Origin of the sequence: Caldibacillus sp. 210928-DFI.2.18, assembly GCF_020554505.1 — a bacterium.
Classification (GTDB): Bacteria; Bacillota; Bacilli; order Bacillales; family Caldibacillaceae; genus Caldifermentibacillus; species Caldifermentibacillus hisashii.
The window spans coordinates 13,411-30,442 of record NZ_JAJCHL010000016.1; the positions used below are offsets into that span (position 1 = coordinate 13,411).

Annotated in this window: 19 protein-coding genes; 6 read left to right on the forward strand and 13 right to left on the reverse strand. The window is 37.2% G+C overall.

The window, feature by feature from the left end:
• Positions 1-21: 21 nt before the first annotated feature.
• The gene (locus tag LIZ98_RS05485; RefSeq protein WP_227139138.1) at positions 22-657 is read right to left on the reverse strand and encodes a TVP38/TMEM64 family protein; all 636 of its coding nucleotides are present in this window, start codon (positions 655-657) and stop codon (positions 22-24) included.
• 418 nt (positions 658-1,075) lie between these two features.
• On the opposite strand from LIZ98_RS05485, the gene LIZ98_RS05490 reads away from it, so the two are divergent.
• On the forward strand, positions 1,076-1,477 hold the full coding sequence (locus tag LIZ98_RS05490) for a YhjD family protein (protein ID WP_034769075.1): 402 nt from the start codon (positions 1,076-1,078) through the stop codon (positions 1,475-1,477).
• Here LIZ98_RS05490 and LIZ98_RS05495 read toward each other — a convergent pair.
• A complete protein-coding gene (locus LIZ98_RS05495; protein WP_052522564.1) occupies positions 1,411-2,028 on the reverse strand; it encodes a competence protein ComK in 618 nt (205 codons plus the stop codon). The genes LIZ98_RS05490 and LIZ98_RS05495 overlap by 67 nt on opposite strands.
• A 237-nt stretch (positions 2,029-2,265) precedes the next feature.
• On the opposite strand from LIZ98_RS05495, the gene LIZ98_RS05500 reads away from it, so the two are divergent.
• The gene (locus LIZ98_RS05500) at positions 2,266-2,502 is read left to right on the forward strand and encodes an IDEAL domain-containing protein (RefSeq protein WP_034769073.1); all 237 of its coding nucleotides are present in this window, start codon (positions 2,266-2,268) and stop codon (positions 2,500-2,502) included.
• Positions 2,503-2,672: 170 nt separating this feature from the next.
• On the opposite strand, the gene LIZ98_RS05505 is transcribed toward LIZ98_RS05500, so the two are convergent.
• The 6 genes from LIZ98_RS05505 to LIZ98_RS05530 all read right to left on the reverse strand — a co-directional run bounded on the left by LIZ98_RS05505 (position 2,673) and on the right by LIZ98_RS05530 (position 8,304).
• Entirely contained in the window at positions 2,673-3,935 is a 1,263-nt protein-coding gene (locus LIZ98_RS05505) for a M48 family metallopeptidase (protein WP_052514558.1), read from the reverse strand.
• A 66-nt stretch (positions 3,936-4,001) separates the two neighbouring features.
• The gene (locus LIZ98_RS05510) at positions 4,002-4,307 is read right to left on the reverse strand and encodes an AzlD domain-containing protein (protein WP_034769071.1); all 306 of its coding nucleotides are present in this window, start codon (positions 4,305-4,307) and stop codon (positions 4,002-4,004) included.
• On the reverse strand, positions 4,300-5,028 hold the full coding sequence (locus LIZ98_RS05515) for an AzlC family ABC transporter permease (protein WP_227091242.1): 729 nt from the start codon (positions 5,026-5,028) through the stop codon (positions 4,300-4,302). The genes LIZ98_RS05510 and LIZ98_RS05515 overlap by 8 nt, the downstream gene beginning before the upstream one ends.
• Positions 5,029-5,248: 220 nt before the next feature.
• Positions 5,249-6,262: an ABC transporter substrate-binding protein gene (locus LIZ98_RS05520; protein WP_108897785.1), complete on the reverse strand. Its 1,014-nt coding sequence runs from the start codon at positions 6,260-6,262 to the stop codon at positions 5,249-5,251.
• A 299-nt stretch (positions 6,263-6,561) separates the two neighbouring features.
• A complete protein-coding gene (lplA, locus tag LIZ98_RS05525; protein ID WP_108897784.1) occupies positions 6,562-7,557 on the reverse strand; it encodes a lipoate--protein ligase in 996 nt (331 codons plus the stop codon).
• 12 nt (positions 7,558-7,569) lie between these two features.
• Positions 7,570-8,304, reverse strand: coding sequence for an MBL fold metallo-hydrolase (locus LIZ98_RS05530; protein WP_216406335.1), 735 nt, complete (start codon positions 8,302-8,304; stop codon positions 7,570-7,572).
• A 257-nt stretch (positions 8,305-8,561) separates the two neighbouring features.
• Between LIZ98_RS05530 and yhfH the strand changes: the two genes are divergently transcribed.
• Positions 8,562-8,699, forward strand: a complete 138-nt coding sequence (yhfH, locus tag LIZ98_RS05535; RefSeq protein ID WP_072012652.1) for a protein YhfH — start codon at positions 8,562-8,564, stop codon at positions 8,697-8,699.
• A 116-nt stretch (positions 8,700-8,815) separates the two neighbouring features.
• Here yhfH and hemH read toward each other — a convergent pair whose 3' ends face one another.
• On the reverse strand, positions 8,816-9,748 hold the full coding sequence (hemH, locus tag LIZ98_RS05540; protein ID WP_095141658.1) for a ferrochelatase: 933 nt from the start codon (positions 9,746-9,748) through the stop codon (positions 8,816-8,818).
• 62 nt (positions 9,749-9,810) lie between these two features.
• Complete coding sequence (gene hemE, locus LIZ98_RS05545; protein ID WP_041902432.1) at positions 9,811-10,842, reverse strand: uroporphyrinogen decarboxylase; 1,032 nt, start codon at positions 10,840-10,842, stop codon at positions 9,811-9,813.
• A 414-nt stretch (positions 10,843-11,256) separates the two neighbouring features.
• Here hemE and LIZ98_RS05550 point away from each other — a divergent pair, with 414 nt between their 5' ends.
• Both LIZ98_RS05550 and LIZ98_RS05555 read left to right on the forward strand, forming a co-directional pair.
• Positions 11,257-11,772, forward strand: a complete 516-nt coding sequence (locus LIZ98_RS05550) for an antibiotic biosynthesis monooxygenase family protein (protein ID WP_052480331.1) — start codon at positions 11,257-11,259, stop codon at positions 11,770-11,772.
• Between the two features lie 25 nt (positions 11,773-11,797).
• Positions 11,798-12,976 carry a M20 metallopeptidase family protein gene (locus tag LIZ98_RS05555; RefSeq protein ID WP_227139147.1) on the forward strand — a complete coding sequence of 393 codons (1,179 nt, stop codon included), beginning with the start codon at positions 11,798-11,800 and terminating at the stop codon, positions 12,974-12,976.
• Positions 12,977-13,183: 207 nt separating this feature from the next.
• Here LIZ98_RS05555 and LIZ98_RS05560 read toward each other — a convergent pair whose 3' ends face one another.
• Genes LIZ98_RS05560 through LIZ98_RS05570 form a run of 3 tightly spaced genes read right to left on the reverse strand, consistent with a single transcriptional unit; the run spans position 13,184 to position 15,886 of the window.
• Positions 13,184-13,912, reverse strand: a complete 729-nt coding sequence (locus tag LIZ98_RS05560; RefSeq protein WP_227139139.1) for an EcsC family protein — start codon at positions 13,910-13,912, stop codon at positions 13,184-13,186.
• Positions 13,913-13,935: 23 nt separating this feature from the next.
• The gene (locus tag LIZ98_RS05565; RefSeq protein ID WP_227139140.1) at positions 13,936-15,144 is read right to left on the reverse strand and encodes an ABC transporter permease; all 1,209 of its coding nucleotides are present in this window, start codon (positions 15,142-15,144) and stop codon (positions 13,936-13,938) included.
• Positions 15,137-15,886 carry an ABC transporter ATP-binding protein gene (locus LIZ98_RS05570; protein ID WP_269147486.1) on the reverse strand — a complete coding sequence of 250 codons (750 nt, stop codon included), beginning with the start codon at positions 15,884-15,886 and terminating at the stop codon, positions 15,137-15,139. The genes LIZ98_RS05565 and LIZ98_RS05570 overlap by 8 nt, the downstream gene beginning before the upstream one ends.
• Before the next feature lie 603 nt (positions 15,887-16,489).
• Here LIZ98_RS05570 and LIZ98_RS05575 point away from each other — a divergent pair.
• Positions 16,490-16,909 carry an HIT family protein gene (locus LIZ98_RS05575; RefSeq protein ID WP_041846016.1) on the forward strand — a complete coding sequence of 140 codons (420 nt, stop codon included), beginning with the start codon at positions 16,490-16,492 and terminating at the stop codon, positions 16,907-16,909.
• The last annotated feature ends 123 nt before the right edge of the window (positions 16,910-17,032 follow it).

The window sequence follows — 17,032 nt, forward strand, 5'->3', positions numbered from 1 at the left end:
CATTTTCAGAAAGAGCCCCGATTATTCGTCTTGCTCACCCTTTTCCTTTGATTTCAAATTCGAGATTCGATCCGATTCTATTTTTTTATCCAGATGGGCCTCAATTCGCTTACCAATATACCAGAGAATGACAATCACAATCCCTAGTATGATCGTCTTTTTTGGATTATGGATTAATGACGGGATATCATGTCCGATATAGCTGATGCTAAAAATCATGACCATTTTTCCTGCTAATACCGCCACACCATATTGATAAATACTTATTCTCGATAAACCGGCGACAATATTCACGACTGCAGAAGGTGTAAACGGAAAACACATTAACAGGAATAAAGGTCCGAATCCATGCCTGTCCACCCAGTCTACAAGTCTTTTCACTTGTTTATGATTTTTTAAAAACGCTAAAAACCGTTTCTGTCCATATTTCCGAACAATTGAGAAAACAATCAACGCACCGGTACATGCACCAATCCATGAAAACAAAAAACCCCATCCCAACCCGAATGCACTTGCATTGGCAGTCACAAATACGAATAAAGGTAAAAAAGGTAAGAAGGCTTCAATGATCGGTAAAACCAGTCCCGGTATTGGACCAAAAGAACGGTAATCTTGAATTAATTCCATAAGGTTTTCTTGCATATTCGAAAAATCCATATAAAATCTCCCTTGGTCAGATTACAAGCAGTATGATGAAACCCTTCAGTGTTTTTTAGAAAATTATATCATAAAATATGACCAAAATAGAAAGATCAAAAAATCCTTTTATTTTACCATTTGTTAATAAAACCAATTATATCATTGGAAAAGGATGATTTGAATTTTCCGGATTTTAGCCGGTTTTGTAAAGAAAACTCGGGCGTCCGAGCCTTTAGGCGAAAGCAGAGCCGCAAGAGCACTTATACTTAATTCTTAAAATTTCCAACTACGTCGAATTCGCTTCTTTGCTGGAAATTTATACTTTCTTAACGTATAAAAAAAGAGAGGGATTTCAGTAATAGCGGTTTGCATTTTAGAAGAAATTTTAATAAGATATTCGTATATACGAACTTTTGTTCTTGAGGAGGAAGGGAAAATGACAAGGATTCCTTCAGAAAGCAGGGATTTATTAGAAAAAGCCATTTATTACCCAATGTTAATTAAAGTATTGGAAAAAGATTTATCTGTATTTAAAAGCAGTCCGTTCAAACTGCCGAATCCATATATTGAACTAGTCGAACACATATTAAATCTTGTCCATAAAGAATTATATTATGTAAAAAGAGAGTTAAAAAAGCAAGGGATGAAAGTACAAAAAACGAAATGGGATGATACATTTACGACTTACCTGTTCATTTACAAGGGGTATGAAGAATATCACAGTTATTTCAATCCGCGATTACGTAATTACGTTGAAAGTTTATTGACAAATTATTTATTTAAACGATTTGACGACCAATATGATCGTCCAAAAGGCTCGTCCAAAGATACGTCATAATGACTTCTTCTTTCCATTGCCTCAAGCCCTTGTTCAAACCTTTGATACAAAATTTGTCTGTTTCTTTCAGCTTGAATAAATCTTGGGTCAATTTTTGTTTTTAACAATGCCGTTCTTAACATTTGCTTATCAAAAGATCCGCATGACATCGGAACTTGAAGCCTCATTTTATTAGTAAAAATAACTTCCGTATTCAGACTTCCCGCATTATTATAGGCCAGAACATGACTGTGGGAAATCCACATACAATGCCGTTGTTTCGGGGATGCAGTCGGAAAAAAGTAAATGGATTGAATCGGATCAATGACGATGGGCGGTTTATGTGTGACACCAATTAACTCCTTTGTCCCTTCTTTTCTTCCTTCAAAACTGGAAGCATATAAATGACAACTTTTCTTTATAACTTCCAAGGGACTGTACGGAATCAATACTTCTCCATCTGTTTTTAATACCCTTGAATATAATTTGCTTCCATACTGCTCGGGGATGATGGCCATGATCATTGAATCAAATTGAAATTCAAAACATGTTTTTACCACTTTCTTCGACATAATTTCCTCCTTTTTATTTTAAGCACACATACAGTTTTATTTTATCATGTTTTTTCTATATAGTCCATAGACATTTTGTATTTTTATAAATAAATATAACAATCACCATTTAAAACTTTTTCTGAACATTAGATAAAATAGGTTGAGTTTTTACCCGTTTACGAATATAATGTTACTAATAATTATTTTTCGTCGGCTGAAGTCTAAGGGAAGTAAAAAATGAGAGGAGGAAACGTTATGAAAAGGGAAAATTCTTTTGCTGAATTGACAAAAGCATCATTAGAGAATACACAACAAAAGGATAAATTTATTCAATCGGTCTACATCGATTTGTTGATTCAAGAAGCACTCTTAAAGGAAAAGAGAAGAGTGATTAAAGAAAAAATTGATGAAGCAATTGATCAATGTGATAGAGAATCATTTTTCCTTCTTGCAAAACAATTGACAGAAATAGAAGAACAATTAAATGCTTAGCTTAAGTTTTACACGCAACCTTCTAACTGCTGTTTTAGCAGTTTTTTTCTGGGTCTTCGTTTCCCCCATCCAGTTTAAACCACCGATAATGAAGCTTTGCGACAAAATCAATTCCAGTAAAAAGTTAAGGACCGGACCTTTTCTTTTGCCCGGACCCTGAATAACAGCATCTACTTATTTTGCTCATATGTTTCAATCATTTCAATCCGCTCCTTCATGGTTGGATGGCCATATCGAAACCATTTCACAAGTTTCGGTGGATTTACTTGACTAAGTCCTGCTCTTGTTAATTCATGAAAAGTTGAAATCCCTGCATCGACATCTCTTGTCATTTCAATGGCATAACGGTCGGCTCGTTCTTCTTGATAACGACTGACGGCGTTGGATATCGGGCTTGCTGCAAAGGACAAGACCGATAAAATAAGTAAAATAAGCGGTAAAGAAGAAAGTTTTGTTTTGTCAGAAATCCTCAATATCCCGCCATATTTATCACATAAAACGTCCAACAATTTTGCCGTTATAAATAACCCTGCCAATAATAATAATAGAGTACCGGCAATCCCGAAATAAATATGTTTTTCCACATAATGGGCCATCTCATGAGCCATGATAAACAAAATTTCCTCGTCATCTAATTTCGTTAATGTTGTATCCCATAAGACAATTCGCGAATTCGAACCGATTCCTGTCACATAGGCATTGAGCGTATTTGTTTTTTCCGACATATTTACTTCATAGACATGCTCCGCGGGTATATCCGCCTTAGCTGCCAACGAAAGAATTTTATCTTCCAAAGCCTTGTCTTTTAACGGATAAAAATCATTGTATAAAGGATCAATGATAACCGGCTGGATAAACATCATAAATACTGTAAATGGTATGGAGAGAAACCAAGCATATAACCACCAGCGTTTTTCACTTTTCCTGATTAACCAATACAGGAATGTGACGATAATAAATAAAAACACCCATTCAATCCAAAAGTCAATTAGTTGATCCCTCATCCAACCATGGAACGTTTCATTCGAAAGACCGTAACTTTTTGATAACCGGTAGCCGACAAATCCCAGTGGAAAAAAGAATAAAAAAGAAGCAAAGGATAAACAAAAGGTGAAAATCGCACTTTTAAACAGCCATCTTTTTGAAGTTGATTCTGCCCATTTTTCAAAAACTTTTCCAATTCCAAGCAGTAAAATGAGCAAATAAAACAGCCATTCATACGGAATTCCCAAGAAAAACAAAAGATTCCGGATATTTGAATATTGCTCGGACAAGACCAGTTCTTCTCCAGTAAGGAAGGTTGCCGGATCTACTGCGGTTCCAATTTCATCCGCCGACAGCGCTCCCGTGTTCCAATTAAATAAATACAAATAAAGAAAACCGATAAATAAAACATAACATGTCAAAAAGATGAGGATTATTTTCTTTCTCAACCTATTCACCAACCATTTGTTAGTATCCCACTTTTGTATGTTCCCCTTGTTTTTCTAAATTAAAAATTAAAAATAAAAAGAAACGACAGACAATGCAAAGATTGACCCGATTACGACAACAACAACATTCGAGAAAAAAGAGGCAAAGGTAAAAGCAATCGCCGCACCAACAACCCCGAACCAGATGTCCTCATGAATAAAAAATACGCCTGGGAATATGAGTGCACCAAGAATCGCATAAGGGACGTTTTGCAGGATATTTTGCAAAAACACGGGTAGTTGCAATTTTTGTAAGATAACAAGGGGAATCATTCTCGGAATGTACGTAGCCAGTCCCATTCCAATAATCATCCAAACAATTTGGCTATTCACTCGGTCCATCCTCCTTTCCTTTCTTCAACAGAATAATGAGTTCAACAAGGCATGACGAAATTAATGTTGAACAAACAATTGCCCAACCCGTTGACAAAACTTCCGTCATAACAAATAAACTATTAAATAAGGCAGCAACTGTTGCGAGAAAGACAACTTTCCTACTCCCTTTCATCGACGGCACTAACAGCCCGATGAACATTGCATAAAGCGCAATCGACATTCCTTCTTGAAAAAGTTCAGGAAGACTGGCACCAACAATATAGCCTACACCGGAAAAACAAACCCAGTTACTATAAGCTATGAACGTTAGTCCAAACATATAACCAGTTGTCAATTTTTCTTTCTGAACCGCTGCAACAGAAAAAGTTTCATCAGTGATACCGAAAGCATAAAGCGCCTTTTTGATCGGTTTGTCTTGCTCTACTTTTTCGTTTAACGATGCACTCATCAACAAGTGACGAATATTAACGATGAACGTCGTCAAAATAATTTCAATGACTCCAATCTGTTTAGAAATCATATCCAGAGACATATATTGGGATGCACCCGCATAAACAATGAGGCTCATTAAAACGGTTTCACCCAGAGTCAGCCCCGTTGTTTTGGCAATAAACCCATATGTAATTGCAACCGGCATATACCCGATGGCAATTGTAGCGCCGCCTTGTAAACCAAGTTTAAATTGGTTTGCAGGTTTATCCAGTACATTCGTTTCCAATGCAACCCCTCCTAAAATCCACATGTAACAAAAAGAACACAAAACAAATTTGTATTTCAAAAGATTACTAGAAAATATGACCATGAAATAATAAAGGAGTACAGACATATATGACTGACTCCGTTATTATAGATTGCTATACAATATATTTGGTGAAACTTCAATCCATGCTCTACGGATTGCCCATTAAACCAATTTGGTACTTTTCTTCCTCACGATATCATTCAACATATTCCGCCAATTCATCCCATTCCGGCTTTAATTGAATCCCCATTTCTTTAGCAGCGGTTTTGTTAATAACCAGCTTCAATTTTTGCGGATATTGGGCAGGAAGTTCACTAGGTTTCTTCCCATCCTTTAAAATTTGAATTGCAAGTTGTCCGGCTTCATAACCGATATCGGCATAGTCAAAACCGTATGCAGCAAATCCACCCCGTTTAACGGAGTCCAATTCTCCGACAAATAATGGAATATCCTTGCTCTGGGCAACTTGTATGACGGATTCTAATCCCGAAACAACCGTGTTATCAGTAACAATATATATCACATCAACACTGTCAACAAGTGCATCTGCGGCTTGCTTAACTTCAGAAGTATTAGCCACAATTTTTTCGACCAATTGTAAATCAGTACCTTTTATCGCTTTTTTCATTTCATCGATTTGTTTCACTGAATTTTGCTCACCGGCATTATAAATCGTCCCGACTTTTTTTACATCCATTTGTTCATCAATAAATTTAATTGTATTTGGAATCGAGTCGGGATGCATATCTGCCGTTCCCGTCACATTTCCTCCGGGTGACTCCATTGATTTTACTAATTCAGCTCCTATCGGGTCGGTTACCGATGTAAATACGATCGGAATATCGCTTGTCGCACCCGCAGCTGCCTGAGCGCTTGGTGTTGCATTGGCAAAAATTAAGTCAACCCCGCCATTAACAAGATTTTGTGCCACGGTTTTGGCATTATTCGGATCACCTTGAGCATTTTGTTCATCATATTTCACCTTTAACCCTGATTCTTTCAATGCTTTTTTAAACCCTTCCGTTGCCGCATCCAAAGACGGGTGATTCACATATTGGCTGATTCCAATTGTATATGTTTCTCCTCCTCCACTTTTCGAATTTGAGCCGCCGTTTCCACCGGATGAAGACTCTTTATTTGACGTGCAACCTGCAAGAATTAACAGACTCGCAAGCAAGATGAAAGAAACACTTTTTCTCAACTTCCCCATTAACCATTTCCCTCCAAAGTAGTTTATCTGATTAGCACCAAAAAACGTTTGACGGAAATTTTATGCAAAATCCGCCATTCGTACAACCCCAAATATTATCCTTTGCGTGTAAGCTTTACAGTTTTGGTGTTAACCATTATATTCAAAAAACAAATTAGTAATAAATTAATTATAATTGCAAAAATTTATGTGTCAAGTATTTTCTAACGCAAGCCGATAGATTCCTCTCCACACAACCGCTGAGAGTAGAGAAAGGCTGTCCAAAAAGGAACGTCAACACTTTGGACAGCCTTTGAAAATCAGTATATTAAATTTAAGAAATCTTCCATTTCGATATTGCCAAAGTAATACTTTATATCTATATCTTTTAATGCGTCTTGTAAGGCAGATTTATTATAGCGAACGTTTTTCAATTTTGTTTCAATATCCGCTACATCCCCCCAGCCAAAGAAATCCCCGTAAATTTTCACATTTTGAATAATGCCTTTATCAACTTGTAAACGAACATCAATGGTACCAACCGGGAAACGTTTTGAATTTTGAATATTGGATTTCGGTGATTTTCCGTAATTCCATTCCCATGTTTGATATTTCGATTTTGATAATTCCTCGATGTTTTTCCAATCTTCATCCGTCAGTACATATTCTTTAATTTCACTGCCTTCCGCTTCAAATACATTTTCTAAAATAAACTGTTTAAACTCTTCAATCGTCATTTGCCGATCAATAAATTCGGAAATATTACCGACCCGAGCACGAACAGATTTAACACCTTTGGATTCAATTTTTTCCTTTTTCGGTTTCAATGCTTTTGTGACATTATCCAAATTGGAGTTTAACATCAAAGTTCCGTGGGTGTACATTCTGCCGCCCGTTGCAAATTGGGCAGTACCGGAAACTTTGCGACCGTCGATTTCAATATCGTTTCTCCCCATCAATTCTGCATTGGCACCTAGTTTCCGTAACGCATCAATTACCGGTTTCGTAAATTTTTTGAAATTATCTTGGATGCTATTACCTTCATCTTTCGTAATAAAGCTGTAATTTAAGTTACCTAAATCGTGGTATACCGCACCACCGCCGCTCATTCGACGGACCACTTTAATATCATTTGCCTCAACGTACTCGGTATTAATTTCTTCAATCGTATTTTGATTACGACCGATGATAATTGACGGCCCGTTTACATAAAAAAGTAAATAAGACTCATTGATATCTAAATTTCTTAATATGTACTCCTCAATGGCCAGATTCATTTGCGGGTCATTTATTCCTTTATTATCAACGTAAAGCATGTAAGACTCCTCCTATATCTTCCATATATCCCCAAGTTTTGCCAAGTGAATTGGTCCCTTGTATCGTTCACCGGCCTCCGAAACTAATTGTTCAAGATTGCCATAATGGGGCAAATGAGTCAAAATCAGTCTTTGGACTTGTGCTTGATCGGCTAATTTTCCTACATCCCTACTGTTCATATGGCCGGCTCTACTGCCATCCATGTTACCATAAAAATTACATTCGGACAAAAGAAGCGCTGCATCTTTTGCAAAATCGATAAATGCTTCTTGAAAAGCACTGTCACCGGTAAACACAAATACATTTCCATCCGCTTCAATTCGGAATGAGAAGCACGGAACGGGATGGATAGTGCGTAAAAAACGGATCGAAAAAGGACCGATTTTTAACTCATTTTCCGGATCATAGGCTATCCCGATTGTAATATCTTTATAAGAAAGCTTTGCAAATGATTCCTTATCTAAATCGTGACCATAGATAGGAAGTGTTTTTTTATTCCCGGTCAAGTACATGTCAATTAAAAGTGCGTGTTGTAGTACACCAATATCGGCGTTATGATCGGGATGATAGTGGCTAATAATACAAGCATCAAGATCAGTTGGTTTTATATATTGTTGAAGTTTTGACAATACCCCGCTTCCACAATCTATTAAAAGATTGAAACCGTCATGCTCTAATATGTACCCGGCACTCGCTTCATTCACTTTCGGATACCCGCCCCACGGACCAATAATGGTTAATTTCAAAAAAGATACCTCCTATACCAAGTATTCTAAAATTCACTATACTACATTATTCGAACTATTTCCTAATCTAAAGGTTCTTTTTAACGTCGACAAAATTACCGTAGTGGCTACCCATCTATCTACCACACATTACCCCAAATCTTTCGATAACAAATTTTGACTCGCGGATAGAATAAATAATTTGTTTTAAAACACAGTTGCATTTTTCATCTTGTTATAATACAATGGTAATACAAATTAAAAAAGGGGCGATTCAAATGATTTTAAGTATTCTCGAATTTTTCCAAAACCTACCTTCAAAGTATTGCCAAAAATGCGGCGAAGAAATTGAGGAACAACATGAATGTTATGGAAATGTTTGTCATAAATGCATCGGCTTAAAAGATATGGACTAATCTTAAAATAATCCGGGAACTGGCTGAGTTAAAACGTAAACTTATAAGAAAAACACTAAAAAGCTGTCTCATCATAACAGAATCAGATGAGACAGCTTTTTCATTTTCTATATTCCTTATTCATTTAATCTGTTTAAAATAACATTTGCCAATGCTTCGATGAATTGATCGTGATCGTTTGGCATTTCCGGGCGGTAGTAGCTTGCTCCAATTTCTTCACAGACGATTTGGCATTCTGTATCATTATCAAATAGGACTTCCAAATGTTCTGCAACAAACCCGATTGGGCAATAAATAAATGCTTTATAGCCTTTTTCCTTATGTAAATCTTTTGTTAGGTCTTGCACATCAGGACCAAGCCAAGGCTCCGCTGTTTGACCGGCACTTTGCCAACCAACAGCATATGCATCAATACCGGCTTTCTCAGCTATTAATTTTGCTGTCATGGCTAATTGATCGGGGTACGGGTCACCGGCTTGTAAAATTTTTTCAGGCAAGCTGTGTGCCGAGAAAATGACAACGGAATGATTGCGCTCTTCTCCCGGCATTTTTTCTATCGTAGCTTTTAATTGATTTACCCAAAAATCAATAAATTTCGGTTCATCATACCATTGGTCAACGGAAACGATCTGGATTCCACCGAGTTCATCGGCTGTTTTCTTCGCCCGTTCATTATATCCCTTAATACTAAAGGTCGAGTAGTGCGGTGCTAAAACAATGCTGACAGCTTCAGTAATTCCTTCTTTATGCATTTCTTTTACCGCATCTTCAATAAACGGGTGAATATGTTTTAAACCGATAAACAATTGGAATTCAACTTCATCTTGAACTCGATTTAAATATTTCGTTAACTTTTCTGCCTGGGATTTTGTTATTTCAGCCAGTGGTGAAATACCGCCAATTGCCCGGTAACGACTTTTTAAATCCTCAATTAATTCATCTGCGGGTCTTCTGCCATGCCGAATATGTGTATAATACGGTTCAATATCTTCTTCTGTATACGGGGTTCCATAAGCCATAACGAGAAGCCCGATTTTTTTCTTGCTCATTCGTATCACCTCGTATTTATTTTGCCGAAAAGCCGTCCTATTATCACTACAGACCTTCACCGTTATTGTTTAAATTCATGAATAAATTGGGTTAACCGTTTTATCGTTTCCGGCTTTATATCAGGAAAGATTCCATGGCCTAAATTAAAAATATATCCCGGTTGTGTAATACCTTGGGTTAGGATGTCAGACACCCGCTCTTCAATCACTTCCCAAGGTGCAAGAAGGACAGCAGGATCAAGGTTTCCTTGTAAGGTTTTCGTAATTCCCATCGCCCTGGCATCGCGAATTTCCAACCGCCAGTCCAGTCCAATCACATCAACAGGTAAATCATTCCATTCCATTATTAAGTGACTTGCACCGACACCGAACAAAATGAGTGGAACATTTTCTTTTTTTAATTCAGAAAAAATCCGTAACATTGTCGGCTTCATAAAATTCCGGTAGTCCTGAACATTTAATGCACCCACCCAAGAATCAAAAATTTGGATTGCACTGGCTCCGGCATGAATTTGTGCTTTTACATAAGCGATGGTCATGTCTGCCAGTTTCTCCATTAACAAAAACCAAGCACGAGGCTCACTATACATAAACGCCTTTGTTTTATTATAGTTTTTCGACGGACCGCCTTCGATCATATAACTCGCCAAAGTAAACGGTGCCCCGGCAAACCCGATTAGCGGGACGGTCAATTGTTCGGTTGTTAATAACCGGATCGTATCCAACACAAACGGGAGATCATGTTCCGGATCGATTTGCCCCAATCTTTCAACATCTTGGTAAGTCCGAATCGGCTGATCAATGACCGGACCGAACCCGCCTTTAATTTCAACGTTCACACCCATAGCAGGTAACGGTGTCATAATATCCTTATATAAAATAGCCGCATCTACACCATATTGTTCAACAGGCAGTCTCGTCACGTAGGCACAAAGCTCCGGTTGATGAGTGATTTCAAATAAAGAGTATTTTTCTTTCAATTTCCTGTATTCCGGTTGTGACCGTCCTGCCTGCCGCATATACCAGACCGGAATATGATTTGTTTTTCCCCCTCTGGCAGCTTTTAAGAAAGTGTCATTTTTTAGTCTGGACATATACAGTAATCACCTTTCGTATTTTTATCAGGCTGGTAGCAAGTTTCGATTATAACATTGCCAAATAAATAAATATTTTCAATAAAAAGTTAAAAAAATTTTGTTATTAAATTATAATAGTTATAAATAGACCATCATCACTATACATGTTTTTACGGTCATTGTATAGATTTCATTAATATTTGTCATAAATTTGTTAAATTATCATTACTATTTTATAATAATCATTTCAAAAACCGACATGTATTCAGTAGGGGCCTATCATCCGCTCCACACCGCTACGAGTGGGATCAACTTAAACGGTTTGGCTAAAATCAAATTTTGCAATAAAATAATGATTACATTCTAATTCAACCATACCATTAACGACAATTTGTTTAAAACGAATATGCTCATAAAATGAGGTGAAATATGATGAAATATGTCTATTTAACGACAGGTACTGCAGACTTTTTACAAAAAATCGCCGAGAAATTCAAGAAAGAAAACATTACCTTGTTCTTCGGGTCTGATCATGCTCTATTGTTCCACGAAACAAACGGAAAAACTGTGTTCCAAATGCCAAGAAAATACGAAATCTTGGAATCTACCGGTAGTGTTCCGGTCAAAGGATATGCACTATTCCACTATATTCCGGTCAGAGATGAAGATTCTCCGGTATTTGAACATGAATTAAGCAAACGCCCCCGTAGATTGGACAATGCAGACGAATTTCTTGCAGCCCGCATTTTACGGCCAATGAAAAATCATACGTATCTTATTATTACCTTCTGGAAAAGTAAAGAAGCTTTTAAGGCATGGAAAGATATGGAAGAATTTGCTTTCCCCGACGAAAAAGACAGAAGTATTGAGGTTAATAAAATAAAAATGTATGCCGGACCATCCTATTTGAACGAATATTATATTGGTCTCAATGAAATCGATGAATAATTCTATACGAATCAGGGGGATGAATATGTTGGAAAAAGCTTATCAATTATTGGAAAAAAATTATGATCACATGGTAAAAATAAGAAGATATTTGCACCAACATCCGGAACTGTCATTTAAAGAATTTGAGACAGCAAAATATATCGCAAATTTTTATAAAAATTTAGGTGTCCAAGTTCAAACAAATGTCGGTGGAAATGGCGTAGTTGCCCGTATCCGTTGCGCTAAACCGGGAAAAACCGTTGCATTGCGGGCAGATTTTGACGCTTTACCAATTCAAGATGAAAAAGACGTTCCTTATAAATCAACCGTTCCCGGCGTGATGCATGCTTGCGGTCATGACGGACATACTGCGACATTATTATCTGTTGCCAGTATCATTTTCGATTTGAAAGATGAGCTTTCCGGGGAATATGTTTTTATCCATCAACATGCGGAAGAATATGTTCCGGGCGGGGCAAAGTCAATGATCGAAGACGGCTGTTTGGACGGAGTGGACGTTATATTTGGAACTCACCTATGGTCTACGGAACCGGTCGGACAAATTTCTTTTCGTACGGGGCCGATTATGGCTGCCGCCGATCGCTTCTCAATTACGATAAACGGGAAAGGCGGACACGGAGCCTATCCCCATGCTGCCAAAGATCCAATAGTAGCCGCCAGCCAACTTGTCCTAAATTTGCAACAGATTGTTAGTCGATTCATTGATCCGATTCAGTCTGCAGTCGTTACCATTGGGCAAATAAATGGCGGACATGCATTTAATGTAATTCCGGATAAAGTGGAGTTAACAGGAACGGTACGGACGTTTAACGAAGAAGTTCGCAATCAGATTGAACAATTCATTGAAAAAATGATTAAGAGCACCTGTCTCACCAATGATTGTACATATGATTACCATTATTTTCGAGGATATCCGCCTGTCGTTAACCATAAAGAGGAGACGGAATTTCTCGCCAAATGTGCCGGAAATGTACCGGGAGTCACTAATGTAATAGAATGTGAGAAACGGATGGTCGGCGAAGATTTTGCCTATTACTTGCAGCATGTGAAAGGTACTTTCTTTTTCACCGGGGCAAAACCAGTTCATGAGAAAGACTGTTTTCCACATCATCACCCGAAATTTGATATTGATGAACAAGGAATGTTAATAGCAGCAAAAACATTATTCACTGCAGCTGTGCAATATCAAAATCAATTTTAAAAGTTATTTCACCATACAGGCAAGGAATGACACGGGAATTTTTCTAATATTTTGTAAAGACCCGAAATAAAATCCTCCTGATATGATCTTGATGTGATATCAGGAGTATTACTTATTTTATGAAAAAACTTCTATTCTATGAAATTCATTATCTATCTATACGACTACAAAAACTGCCGGGAAGGGGAGCAAGCAAATCCCCCCTGATCATTCAACCCTAATATTTTTTAAATTATTAAAATAACGCATTCGGTAAGAAAATATCGCCGTTCCCCCTAATCTGTCCAGCAATTTATAATTTGCATAAGCGCCCACCGCGGCACCGATTCCCGGCACCATTTGCAGCATTTTCACAAAATCAATATGATCGCGATATTCTTGCTGAAATGTTTGCCAATCAAGATCAACGAGCCGCTCTTTTTCTCTATCCCAATTTTCAATTATTTCCAAAGTCTCAATCCGTTTTTCATCACTGGAAAAAGCAAGTTGGAAAACCATTAATAAAAAGAGTCGTTCCTCATATTGATCTAAAGGATAGTGATAAATTTTTCCCACATCATAAAGAAATTTCAACTTTATTGATAAAAGAAGCGGAAAATCGGCCAACCCAAGTAAAATCCCCCCAGCACCTGTTCCGGCGCCTTCCACGGTCGCAGCTTTTCGATATTTATCCAATTGCTCTTTAATCAGTGCTTCTTTTTCTTCCAATGAATATGTTTTAGGAAAGTCATTGGTAAAAAGAAGATTTGAACCGGATAGTACCGCAGTGACCATTTTTTTCACAGCCTCGGTGATCACGTTTTGAGCTTTTTCAGGTATCAGTTGACTCATCTTATTTTGTGCTTGTTTGGAAATTCGGTTCAAAAGACTCCCTTTCTTTCGGATTTCTCTCTGCCATTGTAAAAGCTCATCATAAGCTTTTCTTTCATATTCCATCTCCTGACCACCTCGTATATGAATCAATCCAGTTTTTCAATTCGTTTTTTACAATAAAGAAAAACAAAAGCATAGCAAAATCCACTTAAAACAAGAAACAACAGGAGCCCTCTTTGAAATTCAAATGAGGTAATGAAGCTAACCGTAAAAATAATATTTTGTGTCCATAATATATTTAACATGATTTTTAAAAAGGCTTTTTTCTTTGTGTCTTCACCGACCGGGTAAAGATCCGGCCAAATGACCGCATCATAATGTTTCCATAGGCTAATCAGTTGGAAACCGGTCAAATAAATAAAAAGTATCGCGATCGCAAAAGCAATATATGAACCGTTCAAGCCCCAAATAAGCAGAGCAGCAATGGCAGTTAATCGCATAAACAAACCGAAATAATCACCGCTCCTGAAAAAAGTTCGAACAAAGAGAAACGAATACGTGCTGCTTGGTGTCCAGCGACGACTTTTCATAAACATATCCGCCCATTTTCTGCGTTTTATCCGGTTTCGTAATTGTGGGACGTCCGTAAATAAATTCGCAATCCGGTAAAAAAACGCCATTCTTCGCTCTTCATTAACAATCAACCGTTCCCACGGGAGCCCGCTGTTTTTCATTTTGTTACGAAAATAGGCCGCATAAATAACGAAAATGATGCAGACAATCGCAAAAAGCGCATATCTTTTATTGATATAAAAGAACACCAGTAAACCGTTTAATAACAGTCGTACAGTTAAATCCCATGTAACCGATGCCTGATCCGTATCGTAATCAACTTTCCAGCGAGTATAAAGATTGAGAAATTGAAGCAAAACCAGTAAGCCACTAAAGACAAGCAATGCTTTTCCGGTACCGGTTGTTTGCAAATAAATGGGTATCAAAATAAGCAAAACAATGAACGTAATAGATAACCGCCACAGGACTGTTAATATGTACGCTCGGACAAAATAACTTGTCAAATTTGTTTCTATAGGAAGCAAAAATACTTTATCAGCCTCCTTTAAAAACGTAATAACCGTCCCATTCGTTAATAATAAGGCAAAAACAACCGCAAAAAGTCCGGCTGTCGGGAATGTTTCATCCAACGTTGCTACCCAGTCTTTATAATAGTATGCCCCGCCACCAACGGCAAAAAGTAATACAATTAAAAGATGGTCATTAAATATGTACCTACCGTAACGAAGCAACTCTTTTAAGCGCTCCATGAATCTTTCATTCCAAAGTCGATCTCTATTCATCTTTGGTGTCTTCCTTTGTCAATTGAATGTATAAATCGTCCAAACTGGCATCCTTTAAATTGAATTGTTTCCTCAGCTCTTCCATCGTCCCTTTTGCTTTGATTTCCCCATTATGTAAAATAACGAAACGGTCACAATATTTTTCTGCTGTTGCTAAAATATGCGTAGACATTAAAATACCCGCTCCCTTGCTTTGCCTTGTTTGTAAAAGTTGCAAGAGACTTTGTATAGCTAACGGATCCAATCCTACAAACGGTTCATCAATAATATAAAGTTCAGGTTCCACTAAAAATGCCGACATGATCATGACCTTCTGTTTCATTCCTTTAGAAAAATGGGAGGGAAACCATTTTAGCCTTTTCTGCATACGAAACTCTTTCAGTAATTGATCGATTCGCCGGTTATATTCATCCTCCGGCACCCCATAAGCCATGGCAGTCAATTTTAAATGCTCTTCCAGGGTTAATTCATCATACAAGACCGGTGTTTCCGGAATATAGGAGAATTTTTTTCGATAACCGTCACGATCTTCATGAATCGTCTTTCCGTTTATACGAATTTCCCCTTTTTTTGGTTCCATTAAACCGATAACATGCTTGATAGTCGTACTTTTGCCGGCCCCATTAAGCCCAATCAGTGCTACAATCTCCCCCTTTTCAATTTCAAAACTCACTTCATTTAACACATTTTTTTTCGTATAACCGCCTGAAAGCGACCGAACTTCTAGTAAGCTCATGATCATTCTCCTTTACATTGCTTAACAGTCAAAGATATCTTTATGTTTCCTTTGAATTAATTTTCGTTGCTTGTCCAGTATATTAATTTTAGTTTAGCAAATTTACGGCAGATAAAAAAATTATTTTCTGTCGTCGTATGATTTTTTTAAATCTGGTTATGCTAATTTTTGAAGGGAAAATAACTTTTATTCAAATGGGGTGTTTACGAAAGATACTGAACTCGTTTTAAAAAGAGCTATGCATTCAGAAAACCCACTTCAATAAATGAGGTGTTTGTCAAAGATCATCAACCGAAGTCGTTCATAATTTTTATGAAGAAACGGGGATGATGAGCTTGAATGCTTTAGATTCTTTAGAAACCTGCCTGATTGAGTAGTAACAAACCCGCTTTCATTTTCCCTTCGCACGGGCAAGACCAATGTTCAGTTACTGAACACAGGTCTTGCCTTTTTTACGTTAATGTTTACATTTTCAACAGAGATTATCTGCACTTTCCTAAAAAGTCGGACATCAGAAGATTTTCCTGTTCAATCCTCATCTACTTTTACCCATTCTTGGTAATATATGATAAAATAGGTAACAATATGAAATTAGAAAGGATGATAGAAATGTCGGATTGTATTTTTTGTAAAATTTTAAACGGAGAAATTCCATCTGCTAAAGTGTATGAAGATGAAAATGTGTTAGCGTTCCTTGATATTTCTCAAGTGACAAAAGGACATACGCTTGTCATTCCGAAAACCCATCAGGCAAATATTTATGAATTAACTCCGGATGTAGCAAGCAAGCTGTTCTCTGCCGTACCGAAAATTGCAAACGCTATTAAAAATGCATACAATCCAATTGGGTTAAATTTATTAAACAACAATGGAGAATATGCTGGACAATCCGTTTTCCATTATCACGTCCATTTGATTCCGCGATATGGTGAAGGTGACGGCTTTGGTGCCGTTTGGAAGACACATACAAGCGAGTATACAAAAGAAGATTTGCAAAAGATCGCTAAATCGATTGCCGACCAAATATGATTATGCTCATATAATAAAAAGAGAAGAAGAAACAAATGGTCTTATAAAATAGATCGTTTTCATACAGATGAGCAAACATGCATACAGCACGTGTATCAAAACTTCTTTTCCAGACTTTTTGAA